This is a genomic window from Cytobacillus sp. FSL K6-0265, assembly GCF_038003465.1.
GTDB lineage: Bacteria > Bacillota > Bacilli > Bacillales > Cytobacillaceae > Cytobacillus > Cytobacillus stercorigallinarum.
In genome coordinates this window covers 3,165,777-3,182,470 of sequence record NZ_JBBOPE010000001.1, presented here as the reverse complement: position 1 = coordinate 3,182,470, position 16,694 = coordinate 3,165,777, and the positions used below count along the sequence as shown (strand labels likewise).

Below are 16,694 nucleotides of genomic sequence, written 5' to 3'. Positions count from 1 at the left end.
AAATTGGTCATCCTTATTGACTATAGTGACTATTTTTAGGTAGTATTATTTTATATTCAAACAAATGAAAAGCTTTGATAGGGAAGAGTACATTGGCGCTTTGCTTTAAGAGAGGAAAATCAATTGCTGAGAGATTTTCTAAGCGAATCCATTGGAAGGTCGCCCTGGAGCTTCTTTCGTGAACATAGTTCTATTATTAGCGAAAGACGGGAACGCCGTTATCCATTCGAGAGTCAATTACTAAAGATATCTGTAATTGAAAAAAAGGTGGTACCGCGGAAGCAACTCCATTCGTCCTTTTTGTGACGAGTGGAGTTTTTTATTTTGCTTTTGTTTGATTGTTAGCGATAAGCGAATGTGAGAAAGGATGAATAGGCGATGGAAGAGAATAATATCACGATGCCAACAAAATATGACCCTCAGTCTATTGAACAAGGTCGTTATGATTGGTGGTTAAAAGGAAAATATTTTGAGGCAAAAGATGATCCGGAGAAAAAACCTTATACGATTGTGATTCCGCCACCAAATGTAACGGGAAGATTGCATCTAGGTCATGCATGGGATACAACGCTGCAAGATATTTTGACGAGAATGAAGCGCATGCAAGGCTATGATGTGCTATGGCTACCTGGTATGGACCATGCAGGTATTGCTACTCAAGCAAAAGTTGAGCAAAAACTGCGCGAAGAAGGCAAAAGTCGTTATGATCTAGGTCGTGAAGCCTTTGTAGAGGAAACGTGGAAATGGACGAATGAATATAAAGGACATATTAGACAACAATGGTCTAAGCTTGGTCTCGGTTTAGATTATAACCGTGAACGCTTTACACTAGATGAAGGGTTATCAGATGCTGTACAAGAAGTTTTCGTTGCTTTATACAATAAAGGTTTGATTTATAGAGGCGAGTATATTATTAACTGGGACCCTTCTACTCAAACCGCTTTATCTGATATAGAAGTTATTCATAAAGATGTTCAAGGGGCATTCTATCATATGCGCTATCCATTAACAGATGGTAGTGGTCATATTGAAATTGCGACAACAAGACCTGAAACGATGCTTGGTGATACAGCGGTTGCAGTTCACCCTAAAGATGAGCGTTATCAACACTTGATTGGTAAAACGGTTAAACTTCCTATTACTGGCAGAGAAATTCCGATTGTTGCAGATGATTATGTTGACATGGAATTTGGTTCAGGAGCAGTAAAAATTACACCAGCTCATGACCCAAATGACTTTGAAATTGGTAATCGTCACAATCTAACAAGAATTCTAGTAATGAATGAAGACGGGTCAATGAATGAGAATGCTGGCAAATATCAAGGGTTAGATCGTTTCGAATGTCGTAAACAAATCGTTAAAGATTTGCAAGAAGAAGGTATTCTTTTTGAAATCGAAGAGCATCTTCATTCTGTTGGTCATTCAGAACGTAGTGGAGCAGTTGTAGAACCTTATTTGTCTACCCAATGGTTTGTAAAAATGCAACCACTTGCTGATGCGTCAGTTGAGTTGCAAAAGGGTGAAGATAAAGTCAACTTCGTTCCAGATCGTTTTGAAAATACGTATTTACGCTGGATGGAAAATATTCGTGACTGGTGTATTTCTCGTCAACTTTGGTGGGGCCATCGCATCCCAGCTTGGTATCATAAGGAAACAGGTGAAGTATATGTAGGAACAGAAGCACCAAGTGATAGTGAGAACTGGAAACAAGATGAAGATGTGCTTGATACATGGTTTTCATCAGCGTTATGGCCATTCTCTACCTTAGGCTGGCCGAATGAAGAAAGTGCTGATTTTAAACGTTATTATCCGACTGATGCGTTAGTAACCGGTTATGATATCATTTTCTTCTGGGTATCTAGAATGATTTTCCAAGGTATTGAATTTACTGGTGGCCGTCCATTTAAAGATGTACTTATTCACGGGTTGGTTCGTGATGCGGAAGGTCGTAAGATGAGTAAGTCACTAGGTAATGGCGTTGATCCAATGGATGTGATTGAGAAATATGGTGCAGACTCTTTACGCTATTTCTTATCAACAGGAAGCTCACCAGGTCAAGATTTACGTTTCAGCTTTGAAAAAGTAGAATCTACGTGGAATTTTGCCAATAAAATTTGGAATGCTTCTCGATTTGCTTTGATGAACATGAATGGATTAACTTATGATGAAATTGATTTAACTGGTGAAAAATCGGTTGCAGATAAATGGATTCTCACTCGCTTGAATGAAACGATTGAAACGGTAACAAGGCTATCCGATCGTTATGAGTTTGGTGAAGTAGGACGTATCCTCTATAATTTCATTTGGGATGATTTCTGTGACTGGTATATTGAAATGGCGAAACTGCCATTATACGGTGAAGATGAAGCGGCTAAACAGACAACAAGATCTGTTCTTGCTTATGTATTAGACCAAACAATGAGATTATTACATCCATTCATGCCGTTTATTACAGAGGAAATCTGGCAAAACCTTCCTCATAAAGGGGAATCGATTACAGTTGCCTCTTGGCCGACTGTGAATGAGGAACTTTCGGATAAAGCAGCAGCAGAAGAAATGAAACTGCTTGTTGAAATTATTCGTTCCGTACGTAATATTCGTGCAGAGGTAAACACACCATTGAGTAAGAAGATTGATATGCTCATTAAAACAAAAGATGAAAAAGTACAAAAAGTGTTAAGTAAAAATGTTGGTTATATTGAACGCTTCTGTAACCCTGAGCAATTAACCATAGCGATTGATGCGAAAGCACCTGATAAAGCGATGACGGCAATTGTTACTGGAGCAGAAATTATTCTACCATTAGCAGGTTTAATTAATATCGACGAAGAAATTGCTCGTCTGCAAAAAGAATGGGATAAGTTAAATAAAGAAGTAGAGCGTGTTCAGAAAAAATTAAGCAATGAAGGTTTTCTGAAGAAAGCACCTGAAAAAGTAATCGCTGAAGAAAAAGCGAAAGAACAGGATTATAGCGAAAAACGCTCAGCAGTTGAAGCACGAATGAACGAATTAAAAGGTGAATAAGGTATAATAGGAGGGGAGGCGAAATATCGTCTCCTCTTATCATGGTTATATTAATAAAGGTGGCAGATAGACATGTTTACAACATATGAAGAAGCAATTGGTTGGATTCATTCTCGTCTTCGTCTTGGGATTAAACCAGGATTACAAAGGATGGAATGGATGATGGAAAAGTTGAATCATCCAGAAAGAAGACTGAAGGTCATACATATAGGGGGAACGAACGGTAAAGGTTCAACACTTGCTTATATCCATTCGATCCTTGAAGCAGAAGGGATTATGGTAGGTACATTTACTTCTCCGTATATAGAGCAATTTAATGAACGGATTACATTAGGCGGCAAGCCGATTTCTGATAATGATATTGTACAGCTAGTGAATGATATTTATCCACTTGCAGTAGAGCTTGAAGGATCAGAACTAGGAGAGCCATCTGAATTTGAAATTATAACAACAATGGCGATTCATTATTTTGCCCATATTGAACCAGTTGATATTGCATTATTTGAAGTAGGATTAGGTGGCAGACTAGATTCAACAAATGTCCTTCATCCACTATTATCTATCATTACAAATATTGGTCTTGATCACACAGCCATATTAGGTGATACGATTGAGAAGATTGCCTCTGAAAAAGCTGGGATTATAAAGACTGGGACACCAATTATTACTGGTGTAAAGCAGGATGAGGCAGTGGCTGTTATCGAAAAGACGGCAAAAGAAAAACATGCAAAAGTTTATCAAGCAAATAAGCAATTCCAAGCAGAGCATATCGTATCGACAGAAGTGGGTGAGGCCTTTTCTTTTCATAATACATTTAGTCAAAGAGACTATTTAGAAATATCGATGCCAGGTGTTCATCAAGTAGAAAATGCCAGCTTGGCACTAATGGCGATTGATTTTCTGAATCAATATTTTTCCTTTGTGATCTCAGAAGAAAGCATTGGGAAAGGCTTGAAGAGCACGTATTGGCCCGGTCGTTTTGAGCGCGTAGCGACATCCCCACTAACAATTTTAGACGGAGCACATAATGAAGAAGGAATGACTGCGCTTTGTAACGAATTAGAAAAGCGCTACCAAGATCGTGATATTTATTTTATTTTTGCAGCATTACAGGACAAACCACTTCAAGGCATGATTCAAAAAATGGAGGATTGTGCGAAAGCGATTACTTTTGTAACGTTTGAATTTCCTCGTGCCGCAAAAGCTGAGGAACTGTCTGCAATCAGTCAAAAGCATCAGCACTCCGTTACAGCTGATTGGCAAGCAGCAATCAAAGAAACAAAAGCGACCATGCGTGCAAATGACGTTCTAGTGATTACAGGTTCCCTATACTTTATTTCCGAAGTAAAGCGTTTTCTTGCTCATCAATAATGTTTGGTTACGATGAATCTGGCTTGTAGCCGTTTATGTATAGGGCATCCAAAAGTGGAAAATGGCTTTTTGGATTGCCCTTTACCTTTCATTGTACCAGCATGAATAGAGCAATTAACGTTTGAGTATTATGTGTTATTCAAGCAGAAAGTCCTTTTCTTGAGCAATAAAATCACCATTTGGGATGTATTCACCGTTGTTCCCCCACTCATAAGATAAACGCCATCTTTAGCAATAATCCTGCCATTAAATTCTCATAGAAGGTTACACTTTCATATGGAGCGAAAACAACTCTGCTCAACCGTTTCAATCCATTGAATTTGTGAACTGATACCGGTAGCAATAATCACTGCCTTTGAAACCGGCTTATATAACGGTATTTTTCGTCAAGATATGGAGTAATTTTAAATTGTCACTTTTTATTATGGAACCATAGCCATTTGCTTCATACCATTCTGCTAATTTGGTTTTATGAAAAGGGTAAGAAGGGATGTAACAACCCGTTCACTCATCTAAAGACGTACCTTTTTGATAAGCGGATAAATCTATATTATTCGGGTGATACAATTCTCCACCATAGTTTGCTGAAGCTGAAGAAGAGAAGGGTGGAGTCCAATTAATTGTCATGTCTTGTTAAGAAAAAAAGCGCCATTTCAAAGAAAGCATAACAAACGCAAATTCGCCTTCCACTCGCATCCGTCTTAGTAGGGTTTTTTCACAGCGGATCGTGCTCTTAAAAGCGGGTACCGGTCGAATGATAGCTACTGAATTATTCGGTAGCTAACCTTATTCGTAATGAGAAAATCCATCAGCTCATCAATGTGTTACAAACATCAAGAGAGGTTTGTATGCATACAATAGAGACAAGCGTAACGAAATGATTACATAAGGTATGGCTATAAAAATGGGTTGAAAGACAAGTATATTGAATGTATTTGCGGCAATCCGCTGCCCTTTTTCCAGCTGGAGAAGCCGGAGGGATGCTAGATGATGTCGTACACTGGCTGGCTGATTATTATGAAAAACAAACTCAACTAAAAAACAAGTTTTTTTCAGCATGACCTATCCTATTGTTGTCAGTGTCATTGCTACTTTTGTGTGCTGTTTTTAATGTACAATGGACCCAAGATTTGTTCAAATGTTCGCCAGTTTCAACGCAGAACTTCCAGCCATTACGATATTTATCGTATGCCTTACGATGAATTGGTATATGATTCTCCTATTCTTGTTCATGCTTGTGCTCGCGATTTTGCTATTTCGTGATAATAAACTAATCAAAGATTGTACAGACTGGCTATTGTTACGTACCCCTTTTATCGTAAGTAAGCTAATTATTAATAGGGTTGCCGTTTGTGAAAGAAGTGTTTCCTTTTTATTTTGTCGAATATTATCTACCATTTAGAGGGAAAATATCTATTGATTTAACAGAAAAATAGTATAATATAACTAGTGATGTATACCTGATTTTGGATAAAAAGATAGAATGCCAGATGAACATGTTGAAACAAAGAAATAACAGTGTAAAAATGAACGAGGACTCACGCTCGTAGAACGACTAGCCCGCGTTGTCATCCTCGGCATATTAGCAACCATTGCTGTGTGAGAGTATAGGAGGGTTCATTGATAATAGAAAAAGGATACCCATGTTGCTAATGCAAGGCAGATGTTTAGTTCGGCTAGTTGATGATTACATCTGAGGATGTTATTCAAGAAAAACAATATAGCTGAAGTTGGTTAGGTGAAAAAATGGAAGATCTAAAGAAAAAAACTAAAAATCCAGCAGATTCTTATGTTGAAGTTGAAAAAGAGAAAAGCAATATCACATACAAAGTTTTCTTAACAAACGGTGAAAGATTAGTTTCTAACGGAAATAATGAAGCCGTACTTATCTTGAGAAAGTGTTAAGGAAAAAAGTTAGGAGGTCAATCCCATTCTACTACTAATCTACTTATTTATTACGGGCCTCATCCTCGGCTCCTTTTACAATGTTGTCGGTTTGAGGGTACCAATGAAAAAATCGATTGTAAAACCGCGGTCAGCTTGTCCTAACTGCGGCCATACCTTGCAAGCCATTGAACTTATACCTGTGTTATCTTATGTAATTCAGGGTGGGAAATGTCGTCAATGTGGTGCGAGAATCTCGCCATTATATCCTATCGTTGAACTGTTAACAGGGCTGTTATTTGTACTTGCACTTGTCACATTAAGTTGGACGCCAGAGCTTTTATTTGCTCTCACGTTGATTTCTTTATTTATGATTATTTTCGTTTCGGATATTCAATATATGTTAATACCGGATCGTATTTTGCTTAGTTTTGCAGTCATTTTTCTAATAGAACGATTGATTTGGCCACTTTCACCTTGGTGGGATAGTTTGGTTGGTTGCGCTATTGGCTTCTTTTTGCTTCTTGCCATTGCTGTTGTGAGTAATGGTGGGATGGGCGGCGGTGATATTAAGCTGTTTGCGTTATTAGGGTTTGCACTTGGAGCAAAGCTTGTCTTGTTCACCTTTTTCCTTTCGACGATTTACGGCGCTGTTTTCGGTTTACTAGCTATGCTAGTTGGCAAAGTCAAACGAGGCAACCCCATCCCCTTTGGCCCTTTTATTGCAGCAGGAGCGCTATCTGCTTACTTTTTTGCTGAAGAAATATGGCTGTATTATTTACAAATCTTCTAGTTTTGACAAAGTGGTTTAATTGCTGGCTTGATCTTTCCTAAGAAAAAGCGTTTGTAATGCGAAGTAAGCAAACTGATGTTTCTCTAAAACTAACAATGAAACGTTATCATTGAAGATGAAGCGGCAAAGGTTAATAACATTCAGCTTACGCAAATGGCAATTAATGTTGATAGAGTTAAATCGGATGAAGCGGCAAATAGTGAAACAATCAATGATATTTCGACAGCATCAGAGGATAGGTATTGTTGAAGTAAAGTGGCCAAATGGATTAGAAAAGACCGTCATTAGCATACACTTGCAATCTTAAAGCTATGAGGGTTGGCTTTTATACACAGAGGAATTTCAGCATTTAGATCGGTATACAGCCATTGAATCAATCGAGATCGTTCAGGTGAAGGATGGCATAAGGGATTACATATGATTGTATTAGTTAAACATTTCCCTACCGCTATTGATGTAAAAGAGAATAATCCTAAAATTGTCAATGGCCAAGCTGCTGGCAAGTCTTATTCTGTCTTAGACAAAGTTTTTATCCATGATGGAATTTGACGAAATCATTCTGTAACAAGACGACAAAAGTCTTGTTATTTTTTTTTTCTCCTATGATAAAGTGATGAAAATAATAGTAAAAGGCAAGAGGGAGGGAAGTGGACAAAGATGGACAAGCATAACGGAAAGGCGAGAACAATCACGATAAAATTAAATCAAGACGGTCAACCGAAGCATAAAGGAGAAGGCGTAAAAGAGCAAGCGGCCACGAAAGAAAATGAAGTGGAGGATCAATTTGATTGGATTTTACCAAGTGGAGAAGAAGAAGTAGATTGGGAGAAAGAATTAGCAGATAGAGAAAAAGTGAAGAAAAAGAATAACAAATCTAGTAAAAGCCTAGCTAAGAAAAAGAAAAGTAGTTTTAAACAAATGAAATATCAATTAAATCCGTCGATGTTTTTTACCATTCTGTTTGCCGTTGTTGTCGGAACGGGATTTGGGTTGGTTATGTTAAATGTTCTCGATAAAGGGGAAACGGCAGAGGGGGGCGCCGCAAGTTCACAAGTAGGTGCATCAGGAGAAGGAATAGTTGGTAGTGAGACGGCAGAATTACCTGCTTTAGATACGTTTATCGTCCAAGGAGGCGTGTTTACTACCAAGGATAGTGCAGAGGGAATCGCTGCTTCGTATAAGGAAAAAGGTATTCCTACATTTATCCACGAGAATCAAGAACAATATACCCTTATCATTGGCGTAGCAGCTACAAGTGAAGCGGCTAAGACTATGAGTGCCCAATTAGAAGGTCAAGGTGCAGAAGTGTTTGCTAAAGAGTATATGATTGATGGTGCTAAGGTAGAAGGTTTAACTGCAGAAGAAAAGAAAATCCTAGAGCTCTCACCTCAAGTGTATCGATTATTGACAAGTGAAGCGTCCGCTGAACAAATTAATACGTATTCAAGTACGTTAAATGAGATGAATCAAGGGCTGAACCATGAAGATTTAATTGCATTAAAGGATAAAATGCTTACTGCTCTAAAAGCTCATAATGGAGAGGACGCTCAACAAGCAGTCTTAAATTTCCTACAATCATATACGGTCATCGTTCAAACTTAAAAGTTTCTTAGTATATTATTTTCTGGGGAATAATTTTATTTCTAATGAATCTGTGAGACTTTACTTTACTTCCTATATTTATTTTTTTATGAAGTTTAGCTCTCTTTAGCTCGATTTTTTTTCGGGCTATTTTTTGTTTTAAAAATAAGGATAAAAATGAGGGTTTTAAATTGTTAAAAGCTGTTTTGTTTGATACGATAAAAGGGTATCTCCCAATTTGAAATGCGATGAAAGTAAGGTGAAACACATGCAAACACAAACCCTCATACTCGCTTCCACTTCCCCTCGTAGAAAGCAACTACTTGAACAAATGAATTTATCTTTCAAAGTAAAAGGCAGTCATGTTGATGAACGGTATGATGCCAATTTAAAGCCTGATGAAATTGTACAAACATTGGCGGAACGAAAAGCGAGAGCCGTCTACAATAACGAGTGTGATACTTTTGTAATCGGCTCAGATACGGTTGTTGTCCATAAAGGTGAAGTTCTTGGCAAACCGATAGATGAAGAGGAAGCGTATCTTATGCTTAAGAATCTATCGAACGGTACACATGAAGTGTACACAGGTGTAGCAATATTAACAGCAAATAAAATCACTCGTTTTTCTGTTGTTACTAAAGTTGAATTTTGGTCATTATCTGAAGAAGAAATCTATGCCTATATCCAAACGGGTGAGCCTTTTGATAAAGCGGGAGCCTATGGTATCCAAGGAATTGGGGCAGCACTTGTTAAACAAATTCATGGAGACTATTTTGCTGTAATGGGATTACCTATATCACAAACGATTAGAGAGTTGCGCAAAATAGGCTATTCACTTCCTCACCATTTGTTTGGATAAATGAAAAAGGAGGAAAGGGATGGATACGGAAAGCTTAATGATTAAAGACTTCCCACAAGATGAAAGGCCGAGGGAAAGGTTAATGCAAAGTGGGCCAGAGAGCTTATCCAATCATGAACTAATCGCTATTTTATTGCGGACAGGGACAAAAGATGAATCCGTTTTGCAGCTGTCCAATCGCTTACTAACAAAGTTTGATGGATTGCGTTTATTAAAAGATGCTTCCCTTAGCGAAATTACCGAAGTGAAAGGTATTGGCCAGGCAAAAGCCATTCAAATCATGGCAGCTGTAGAAATTGGCAGAAGAATGACTAATTTAACCTTCGATGAAAGATACAGCATTCGTTCACCAGAGGATGCTGCAAATTACGTAATGAACGAAATGCGTTTTCTATCTCAGGAACACTTCGTCTGTCTTTATTTAAACACTAAGAACCAAGTTTTAAGCAAGCAAACCATATTTATTGGGAGCTTAAATGCCTCTATTGTTCACCCACGAGAAGTGTATAAAGAAGCTTTCAGACAGTCTGCCGCCTCGATTATTTGTCTGCATAATCACCCCTCTGGCGATCCGACTCCAAGTAGAGAAGATATTGATGTGACGAAAAGACTAACTGAATGTGGTAAAATAATTGGGATAGATATTCTCGATCATATTATCATTGGTGAAAAGAAATTTGTCAGTTTAAAGGAAAAAGGTTATATCTAGCACTATGTTTTTATTTGACGATACGATATAATATTGTTTATGATTTTTTAGGGGAAGTATAGTATTTTACCTATCATCTTTTTAAGAATGAGGGACTGTCAGATGCCCTATAAAATATACCTTATTTTAAAAATTGTATAGTATCAGAAAGGGAGATACAGGAATGTTTGGATTTGGTACAAAAGACCTTGGGATAGATTTAGGAACAGCAAATACACTAGTGTATGTAAAAGGTAAAGGAATCGTTGTTAGAGAGCCATCGGTCGTGGCACTTCAAACTGATACAAAACATATTGTTGCCGTTGGGAATGACGCTAAAAATATGATTGGTCGTACACCGGGAAATATCGTGGCATTAAGACCAATGAAAGATGGCGTAATCGCTGATTATGATACAACAGCAACAATGATGAAATATTATATGAAACAAGCGAATAAAAATAAGGGCATTTTTTCAGGTAAACCGAATGTTATGGTCTGTGTACCATCTGGCATTACTGCAGTAGAAGAAAGAGCTGTCGTCGATGCGACTAGACAAGCTGGTGCAAAGGATGCATTTACCATTGAAGAACCATTTGCAGCAGCAATTGGTGCGAATTTACCTGTATGGGAGCCGACAGGAAGTATGGTTGTGGATATTGGTGGCGGTACAACTGAAGTGGCTATTATTTCTTTAGGAGGAATTGTTACTAGCCAATCGATCCGCATCGCTGGGGATGAAATGGATGATGCAGTCATTAATTATATTCGTAAAAATTATAATTTAATGATTGGTGATCGAACTGCAGAAATGATTAAATTAGAAATTGGTTCTGCTAGCGAAGCGGAAGGTGTAGACAATCTTGAAATCCGTGGACGTGATCTTTTAACTGGGTTACCAAAAACAATTGAGATTACAGGTGATGAAATTTCAAAAGCATTAAAAGATACGGTATACTCTATTGTTGATGCAGTTAAAGTAACATTAGAAAAAACACCACCGGAGTTAGCAGCAGATATTATGGACCGTGGAATTGTTTTAACAGGTGGAGGAGCGTTGTTACGCAATTTGGATAAAGTCATTAGTGAAGAAACCAAAATGCCTGTCCTTATTGCTGAAAACCCACTGGATTGTGTGGCAATTGGAACTGGAAAAGCGTTAGATCATATTCATTTATTTAAAAATAAATCTAAAGACTCTCGTTAAGAATAGTGACCTACAGGAAAATTCGGCATTAGTGGCTGCCATTAATGCCCTGTTTTTCAAGTTTATTAATGCATAAAATATAACAATCGAGGTGTTTAGCATGCCACAGTTCTTTCTGAATAAACGCCTGATTATTTTGCTTGTAAGTATCATTATTCTCGTATCGTTGATAGGCTTTTCTTTAAGAGAAAGAGATAGTGTTACATGGCCAGAACAGTTTTTAAAAGATATGACGGGATGGGCGCAAAATATTGTTGCCGGTCCAACACAGTACATTGCTGGTTTCTTTGAAAATGTTCAAGACTTGCAAAATACATATGAAGAAAATAAAGAACTGAAATCTAGATTAGATAAACTAGCATTTTTAGAAGCAGAGGTGCAATTGTTAGAAAAGGATAATGCTGAGCTTCGTGAAATACTAGAAAAAGAAGATAGTTTAACCGACTATGAACCTATACAGGCTACAGTAATTGGTAGAAACCCTTTAAGGTGGGAAGAAAAGCTTACCCTTAATAAAGGAACAAGAGACGGTATCGAGGCAAATATGGCGGTTATTACAGCCAATGGACTGATTGGTAAGGTGAAAAGTGCACAAACCTTCACGTCCACGATTCAGCTGGTAAGTTCTAAAGATCCAACGAACCGTATTTCAGCTGTTGTGCAAAATGGTGAGAAAAAAGAAGAAACGTTTGGTTTAATTGAAGGCTACGATGAAAAAACAAAACGTTTGCTTATGACGAAGATCCCTTATGATGCAAAAGTGGAAAAAGAGCAAATGGTAGTAACATCTGGTTATGGTGGAGTATTCCCTAAAGGCCTGCCAATTGGAAAAGTTGTTGAGGTTACACCTGCGGAATATGGCCTTACACAAACTGCTTATATTGAGCCGAATGCAGACCTATATGACATTCAACATGTGATGGTAACAAAACTTAACAGCATTAATCCAGAGATTCAAAAAGAGCTTGAAGAATTAAATGAGGAGGAAGAAAGTTGAGAAAATATCTTCTCCCTCTCTTATTTATCTTCTTATTCGTCATAGAAAGTACATTTGCGCTTATGGTTGCTCCAACAGAGATGTTTGCAAATGAGAGATGGTTTATCCCTCATTTTTTACTTGGAGCAATTATGCTTTTAGTCATTTTTGGCTCGAAAAAGCTAGGTTTACTTTATGCTTTTATATTTGGTTTGCTGTTTGATATTGTTTATACTGAAATTATCGGTATTAACTTATTTTTATTCCCAGTTGTTACGTATATTGTGTATCAATTAATGAAGATCTTACAGAATAATCTTATTGTGACGACAATCATTACACTTTTTGGTGTGGCATTAATGGAGCTAGGATCTTATGGGGTCAACTTTATTATTAGTATTACAACAATGGGATTCTCGGATTTCATTTTTTCGAGATTCATTCCAACACTTATATTGAATCTTATTTTTATCATTATAGTCATTTTCCCATTGAAGAAATATTTTGAAAGATATGTGGAACGACTATCATTATAATGTTAGATGTGTTCTAGCAACAAGGAAGAAAAAAGCAGAAATAAAGTTGAATGACTGTTTGCAGGCAACTTTAGAAACCGGTTATCCGGTTTCTTTTGCCATATAATTATTCTTTTCATCCAGAGTGAAGATTGAGTTTGCAAGAAAAAAGGATTTTGCAAACTGATGTCGAATTTATTCCTACAATATGTATTGAGAATCAGAATGAGGCGAGCATACAGAATGGATCTGTTCTTGTCTTTCTTGAGGTGAACATCTTGAAATGAATAAAAGACAAAATGTAACGATGAAGGGCACGAAGGATGGGATTACACTCCATCTTGATGATGCATGCTCTTATGCGGAACTTAAAAAAGAATTAAATCATAAATTAATAGAGAGTAGTAAAAGTCAAGAGAATAAATTGATCTCTGTCCTTGTACATACAGGTAATCGCTATTTAACTTCTTCTCAAGAGGAAGAGATAAAAGAGTTAATCAGACAAAAGAAAAATCTTGTTGTGGAGTCTGTGCTTTCTAATGTTCTGACAAAGGATGAGGCTGAAAAGCAAAAGCAAGCAAACGAAATCGTTTCTATTACAAAAATTGTTCGTTCAGGCCAAGTGATTGAAGTCCCGGGGGATTTATTACTCATTGGTGATGTTAACCCTGGAGGAACAGTAAGAGCTGGTGGCAATATTTTTATTATGGGTGAGCTAAAAGGAATTGCACATGCGGGTTTCTATGGTAACCATGAGGCTGTGATCTCAGCTTCTATTATGAGACCGACACAGCTTCGTATTTGTGATAGCATCTCTCGTGCGCCTGATGAAAAACAAGATGAGAACAGTCGCGAAATGGAATGTGCTTATATGAATGAAGAGCGGAAAATCATTATCGACAGACTGCAAGTATTGGTACATGTAAGACCAAATATATCGAATTTGCAAGGGGGATTCTAGAGTGGGAGAAGCGATAGTCATTACATCCGGAAAAGGCGGCGTTGGTAAAACAACAACATCTGCAAATATTGGTACAGCATTAGCCCTGCAAGGAAAAAGAGTATGCCTTGTGGATACAGATATTGGGCTAAGAAATCTTGATGTTGTCATGGGCCTTGAAAACCGTATTATTTATGATTTAGTGGATGTAGTTAAGGGGCGTTGTAAGATGCAGCAAGCCCTTGTGAAGGATAAACGCTTTGATGATCTTCTTTATCTCCTGCCTGCGGCACAAACAAGTGATAAGAATGCGGTTGATCCGGACGAAATGAAAATACTAATTGACGATTTAAAGCAGGACTTTGATTACATTATTATTGATTGTCCAGCTGGTATTGAACAAGGTTATCGAAATGCAGTTTCAGGAGCGACTAAAGCGATTGTTGTTACAACACCAGAGGCAACAGCGGTTCGCGATGCCGATCGCATTATCGGCTTGTTAGAGCAAGAAGATCATATCGAACGTCCAAGGTTAGTTATTAATCGTATTCGACCACAACTCATGAAAAACCGAGATACGATGGATATTGATGATATTACGAGACATCTCGATTTGGAGTTATTAGGAATTGTGGCGGATAACGATCAAGTAATTCGAGCAACCAATCAAGGAGAACCAATCGCAATGGATCCAAATAATATTGCCTCCATTGCTTATCGAAATATTGCCCGGAGAATTCTTGGCGAGTCTGTACCACTTCAACAACTTCAAGAAGAGAATACCGGTGTTTTTACAAAGATAAAGAACTTCTTCAAAGTAAAATAAAAATGGAAATCCTTAGTGAGCTGTTGTCGCTAAGGATTTTTTAATCTTTCCCACAAGGGGTAAAACGCTATGGGAATATTCTAACTGCGAGTAAAAGCAGTAAAACTATCTGTCAAACACAAAAGACATAATGGGGAAAATTGTAAGAGTATTCATCGATAAACTAATAAATTATCATCAGCTAAAATTCCCTCTATTAAAACGCTACCCTTCTTCTTATTGAAAGCACTCCAATGGCTAAAATATTTCATTTATTGTCATTCTTCCAACTGTTTCTATATGCCAGCACACCCTAAATAACTTCTCTCCTATCTATCTGTCATACTTAAAAACCTCTCGTCATAGACTTGTACAAATGATGATGAATAGGTGGGAAGTTAAGATGAGCTCAAGAGCTGATGATATAAGGAAACGGATGGCTAAGAGAAAAAAAGAGATGGAGAAGAATAAGCCTGTTCAAAAAAAATCGAAAAAGATGAATTGGTTGCAAGATGAGGAGAGGCATGGTTTTGATCAACTTCCCTCATATGATAGTCCACCTCCTAAACATTCAAATACGAATCACCCATTATTTAAAAAGGAAGTGTTTCTATTCAAAGTGCTCGTATCTGCCTGCTTATTTCTCATTGTGGCCATTATGTTTAAAAATGATGGAGCAATTTTTGAAAAGCCGAAAGCCTTTGTTGTAGAAGCAATGGATAAGAATTTTCAATTTGCCACTGTTATTAATTGGTATGAGGAACAATTTGGCCAATCCTTTGCCCTATTGCCAAAGCAGAAAGAGACCGAAGAATCTGTTGAGGAAGCGCAACCGAGCTTACCAGCAACAGGCAAGGTATTACAAGAGTTTGAGCAAGATGGTCAAAAAATTTCGATTGAAACAAACATAGGCGAAAAAGTAGAGGCTGCAAATGGAGGAGTCGTGGAATTTATTGGGGAAAAGCCCGGGTTTGGACAAACGGTTATCATCCAACATGCGGATCAAAGTCAATCTTGGTATGGCAATTTAGCTGAAATTGATGTGAAAGCATACGACTATGTTGAAAAGAGAGCAGAAGTAGGAGAGGCGGCTACGAAAGAGGATGGAAAAGGCTTGTTTTATTTTGCTATCAAAAAAGGGGATGACTTTGTTGATCCTTCGCAGGTGATTCCTTTTGAATAAATGGATCACACTATTGAAGCAAATACGTATCCATCCTTTACTCTGGTTGGTAGTCGGTTTAGCTATTATCACTTCTCATTTTAACGAGCTTTTTCTTTTACTATTGATTATTTTTGTACATGAAATAGGACATGCTGTGGCCGCACAGTTTTTTTCTTGGAGAATAAAAAGCATTGTGTTACTTCCATTTGGTGGTGTTGCAGAGATGGATGAACATGGGAATCGACCATTAAAAGAAGAGTTAATGGTGATTTTAGCAGGACCTTTACAGCATGTTTGGATGATTGCTGTTGCCTTCCTATGTTATGAATGGCAGTTAGTCACACCTGAGTTCTTTACATTATTTGTCCAGTATAATTTGATGATCTTACTCTTTAATTTGCTTCCGATTTGGCCGTTGGATGGTGGGAAATTAGTCTTTTTGTATTTGTCTTATTTTTATGCATTTGGTGAGGCACATAGGAAGGCGTTGCAACTGTCTATCTTTATGCTCATATTGTTTTTAATCGCGTCTCTTTGGATTCTCCCATTTAATATTAATATTTGCATCATCCTTGCATTCTTACTTTTTTCCTTATACTATGAATGGAAACAGCGCAGATATATATTTATGCGGTTCTTATTGGAACGATACTATGGGAAACATAGTGAGCTACGTAAATTAAAGCCAATAGTTGTTCAAGAATCTGAACCAATCATGAAAGTACTTGAGAAATTTCAACGTGGCTGTAAACATTCGATTATTGTTGAGACAGGGAACAAAGAAAAGAGTGTGCTAGATGAAAATGAGTTATTACATGCGTACTTTGCGGAAAAGAATGTGTCAGCTCAAATAAGTGACTTAGTGTATGTTTATTAGAATCGAGGA

15 protein-coding genes, 1 pseudogene and 1 other annotated feature are annotated in these 16,694 nt (G+C 37.5%); all 16 genes and pseudogenes read left to right on the top strand.

Annotated elements, in window-relative coordinates:
* Window positions 1-65 precede the first annotated feature (65 nt).
* Window positions 66-302 (top strand) — a binding site (T-box leader).
* Window positions 303-378: 76 nt separating this feature from the next.
* The 16 genes and pseudogenes from MHH73_RS16100 (at window position 379) to MHH73_RS16030 (ending at window position 16,685) form a co-directional block, all read left to right on the top strand.
* Window positions 379-3,024, top strand: a complete 2,646-nt coding sequence (locus MHH73_RS16100) for a valine--tRNA ligase (RefSeq protein ID WP_191810184.1) — start codon at window positions 379-381, stop codon at window positions 3,022-3,024.
* A gap of 72 nt (window positions 3,025-3,096) precedes the next feature.
* A complete protein-coding gene (locus MHH73_RS16095; RefSeq protein ID WP_191810186.1) occupies window positions 3,097-4,395 on the top strand; it encodes a bifunctional folylpolyglutamate synthase/dihydrofolate synthase in 1,299 nt (432 codons plus the stop codon).
* Between the two features lie 1,522 nt (window positions 4,396-5,917).
* Window positions 5,918-6,073, top strand: a pseudogene (locus MHH73_RS22495) (type II secretion system protein); the annotation flags it as partial.
* Window positions 6,074-6,141: 68 nt separating this feature from the next.
* Window positions 6,142-6,300: a hypothetical protein gene (locus MHH73_RS16090; RefSeq protein WP_341068059.1), complete on the top strand. Its 159-nt coding sequence runs from the start codon at window positions 6,142-6,144 to the stop codon at window positions 6,298-6,300.
* A 25-nt stretch (window positions 6,301-6,325) separates the two neighbouring features.
* Window positions 6,326-7,072 carry a prepilin peptidase gene (locus tag MHH73_RS16085; RefSeq protein WP_341069806.1) on the top strand — a complete coding sequence of 249 codons (747 nt, stop codon included), beginning with the start codon at window positions 6,326-6,328 and terminating at the stop codon, window positions 7,070-7,072.
* Between the two features lie 417 nt (window positions 7,073-7,489).
* Window positions 7,490-7,621 carry a hypothetical protein gene (locus MHH73_RS16080; RefSeq protein WP_263600731.1) on the top strand — a complete coding sequence of 44 codons (132 nt, stop codon included), beginning with the start codon at window positions 7,490-7,492 and terminating at the stop codon, window positions 7,619-7,621.
* A gap of 108 nt (window positions 7,622-7,729) precedes the next feature.
* The gene (locus MHH73_RS16075; RefSeq protein ID WP_341068056.1) at window positions 7,730-8,674 is read left to right on the top strand and encodes an SPOR domain-containing protein; all 945 of its coding nucleotides are present in this window, start codon (window positions 7,730-7,732) and stop codon (window positions 8,672-8,674) included.
* 247 nt (window positions 8,675-8,921) lie between these two features.
* Window positions 8,922-9,512, top strand: coding sequence for a Maf family protein (locus MHH73_RS16070; protein WP_191810195.1), 591 nt, complete (start codon window positions 8,922-8,924; stop codon window positions 9,510-9,512).
* A 19-nt stretch (window positions 9,513-9,531) separates the two neighbouring features.
* Window positions 9,532-10,221, top strand: a complete 690-nt coding sequence (gene radC, locus MHH73_RS16065; RefSeq protein ID WP_191810196.1) for a RadC family protein — start codon at window positions 9,532-9,534, stop codon at window positions 10,219-10,221.
* 163 nt (window positions 10,222-10,384) lie between these two features.
* Entirely contained in the window at window positions 10,385-11,407 is a 1,023-nt protein-coding gene (locus MHH73_RS16060) for a rod shape-determining protein (RefSeq protein ID WP_191810198.1), read from the top strand.
* A gap of 100 nt (window positions 11,408-11,507) precedes the next feature.
* The gene (gene mreC / locus MHH73_RS16055; RefSeq protein ID WP_191810200.1) at window positions 11,508-12,404 is read left to right on the top strand and encodes a rod shape-determining protein MreC; all 897 of its coding nucleotides are present in this window, start codon (window positions 11,508-11,510) and stop codon (window positions 12,402-12,404) included.
* On the top strand, window positions 12,401-12,919 hold the full coding sequence (gene mreD, locus MHH73_RS16050; protein WP_191810202.1) for a rod shape-determining protein MreD: 519 nt from the start codon (window positions 12,401-12,403) through the stop codon (window positions 12,917-12,919). Before mreC ends, mreD begins: the two co-directional genes overlap by 4 nt.
* A 262-nt stretch (window positions 12,920-13,181) precedes the next feature.
* Entirely contained in the window at window positions 13,182-13,859 is a 678-nt protein-coding gene (gene minC, locus MHH73_RS16045; protein WP_191810204.1) for a septum site-determining protein MinC, read from the top strand.
* 1 nt (window position 13,860) lies between these two features.
* Entirely contained in the window at window positions 13,861-14,664 is an 804-nt protein-coding gene (gene minD, locus MHH73_RS16040) for a septum site-determining protein MinD (protein ID WP_191810206.1), read from the top strand.
* Between the two features lie 382 nt (window positions 14,665-15,046).
* The gene (locus MHH73_RS16035) at window positions 15,047-15,826 is read left to right on the top strand and encodes a M23 family metallopeptidase (RefSeq protein ID WP_191810208.1); all 780 of its coding nucleotides are present in this window, start codon (window positions 15,047-15,049) and stop codon (window positions 15,824-15,826) included.
* On the top strand, window positions 15,819-16,685 hold the full coding sequence (locus tag MHH73_RS16030) for a M50 family metallopeptidase (protein ID WP_191810210.1): 867 nt from the start codon (window positions 15,819-15,821) through the stop codon (window positions 16,683-16,685). The genes MHH73_RS16035 and MHH73_RS16030 overlap by 8 nt, the downstream gene beginning before the upstream one ends.
* Window positions 16,686-16,694: the final 9 nt, after the last annotated feature.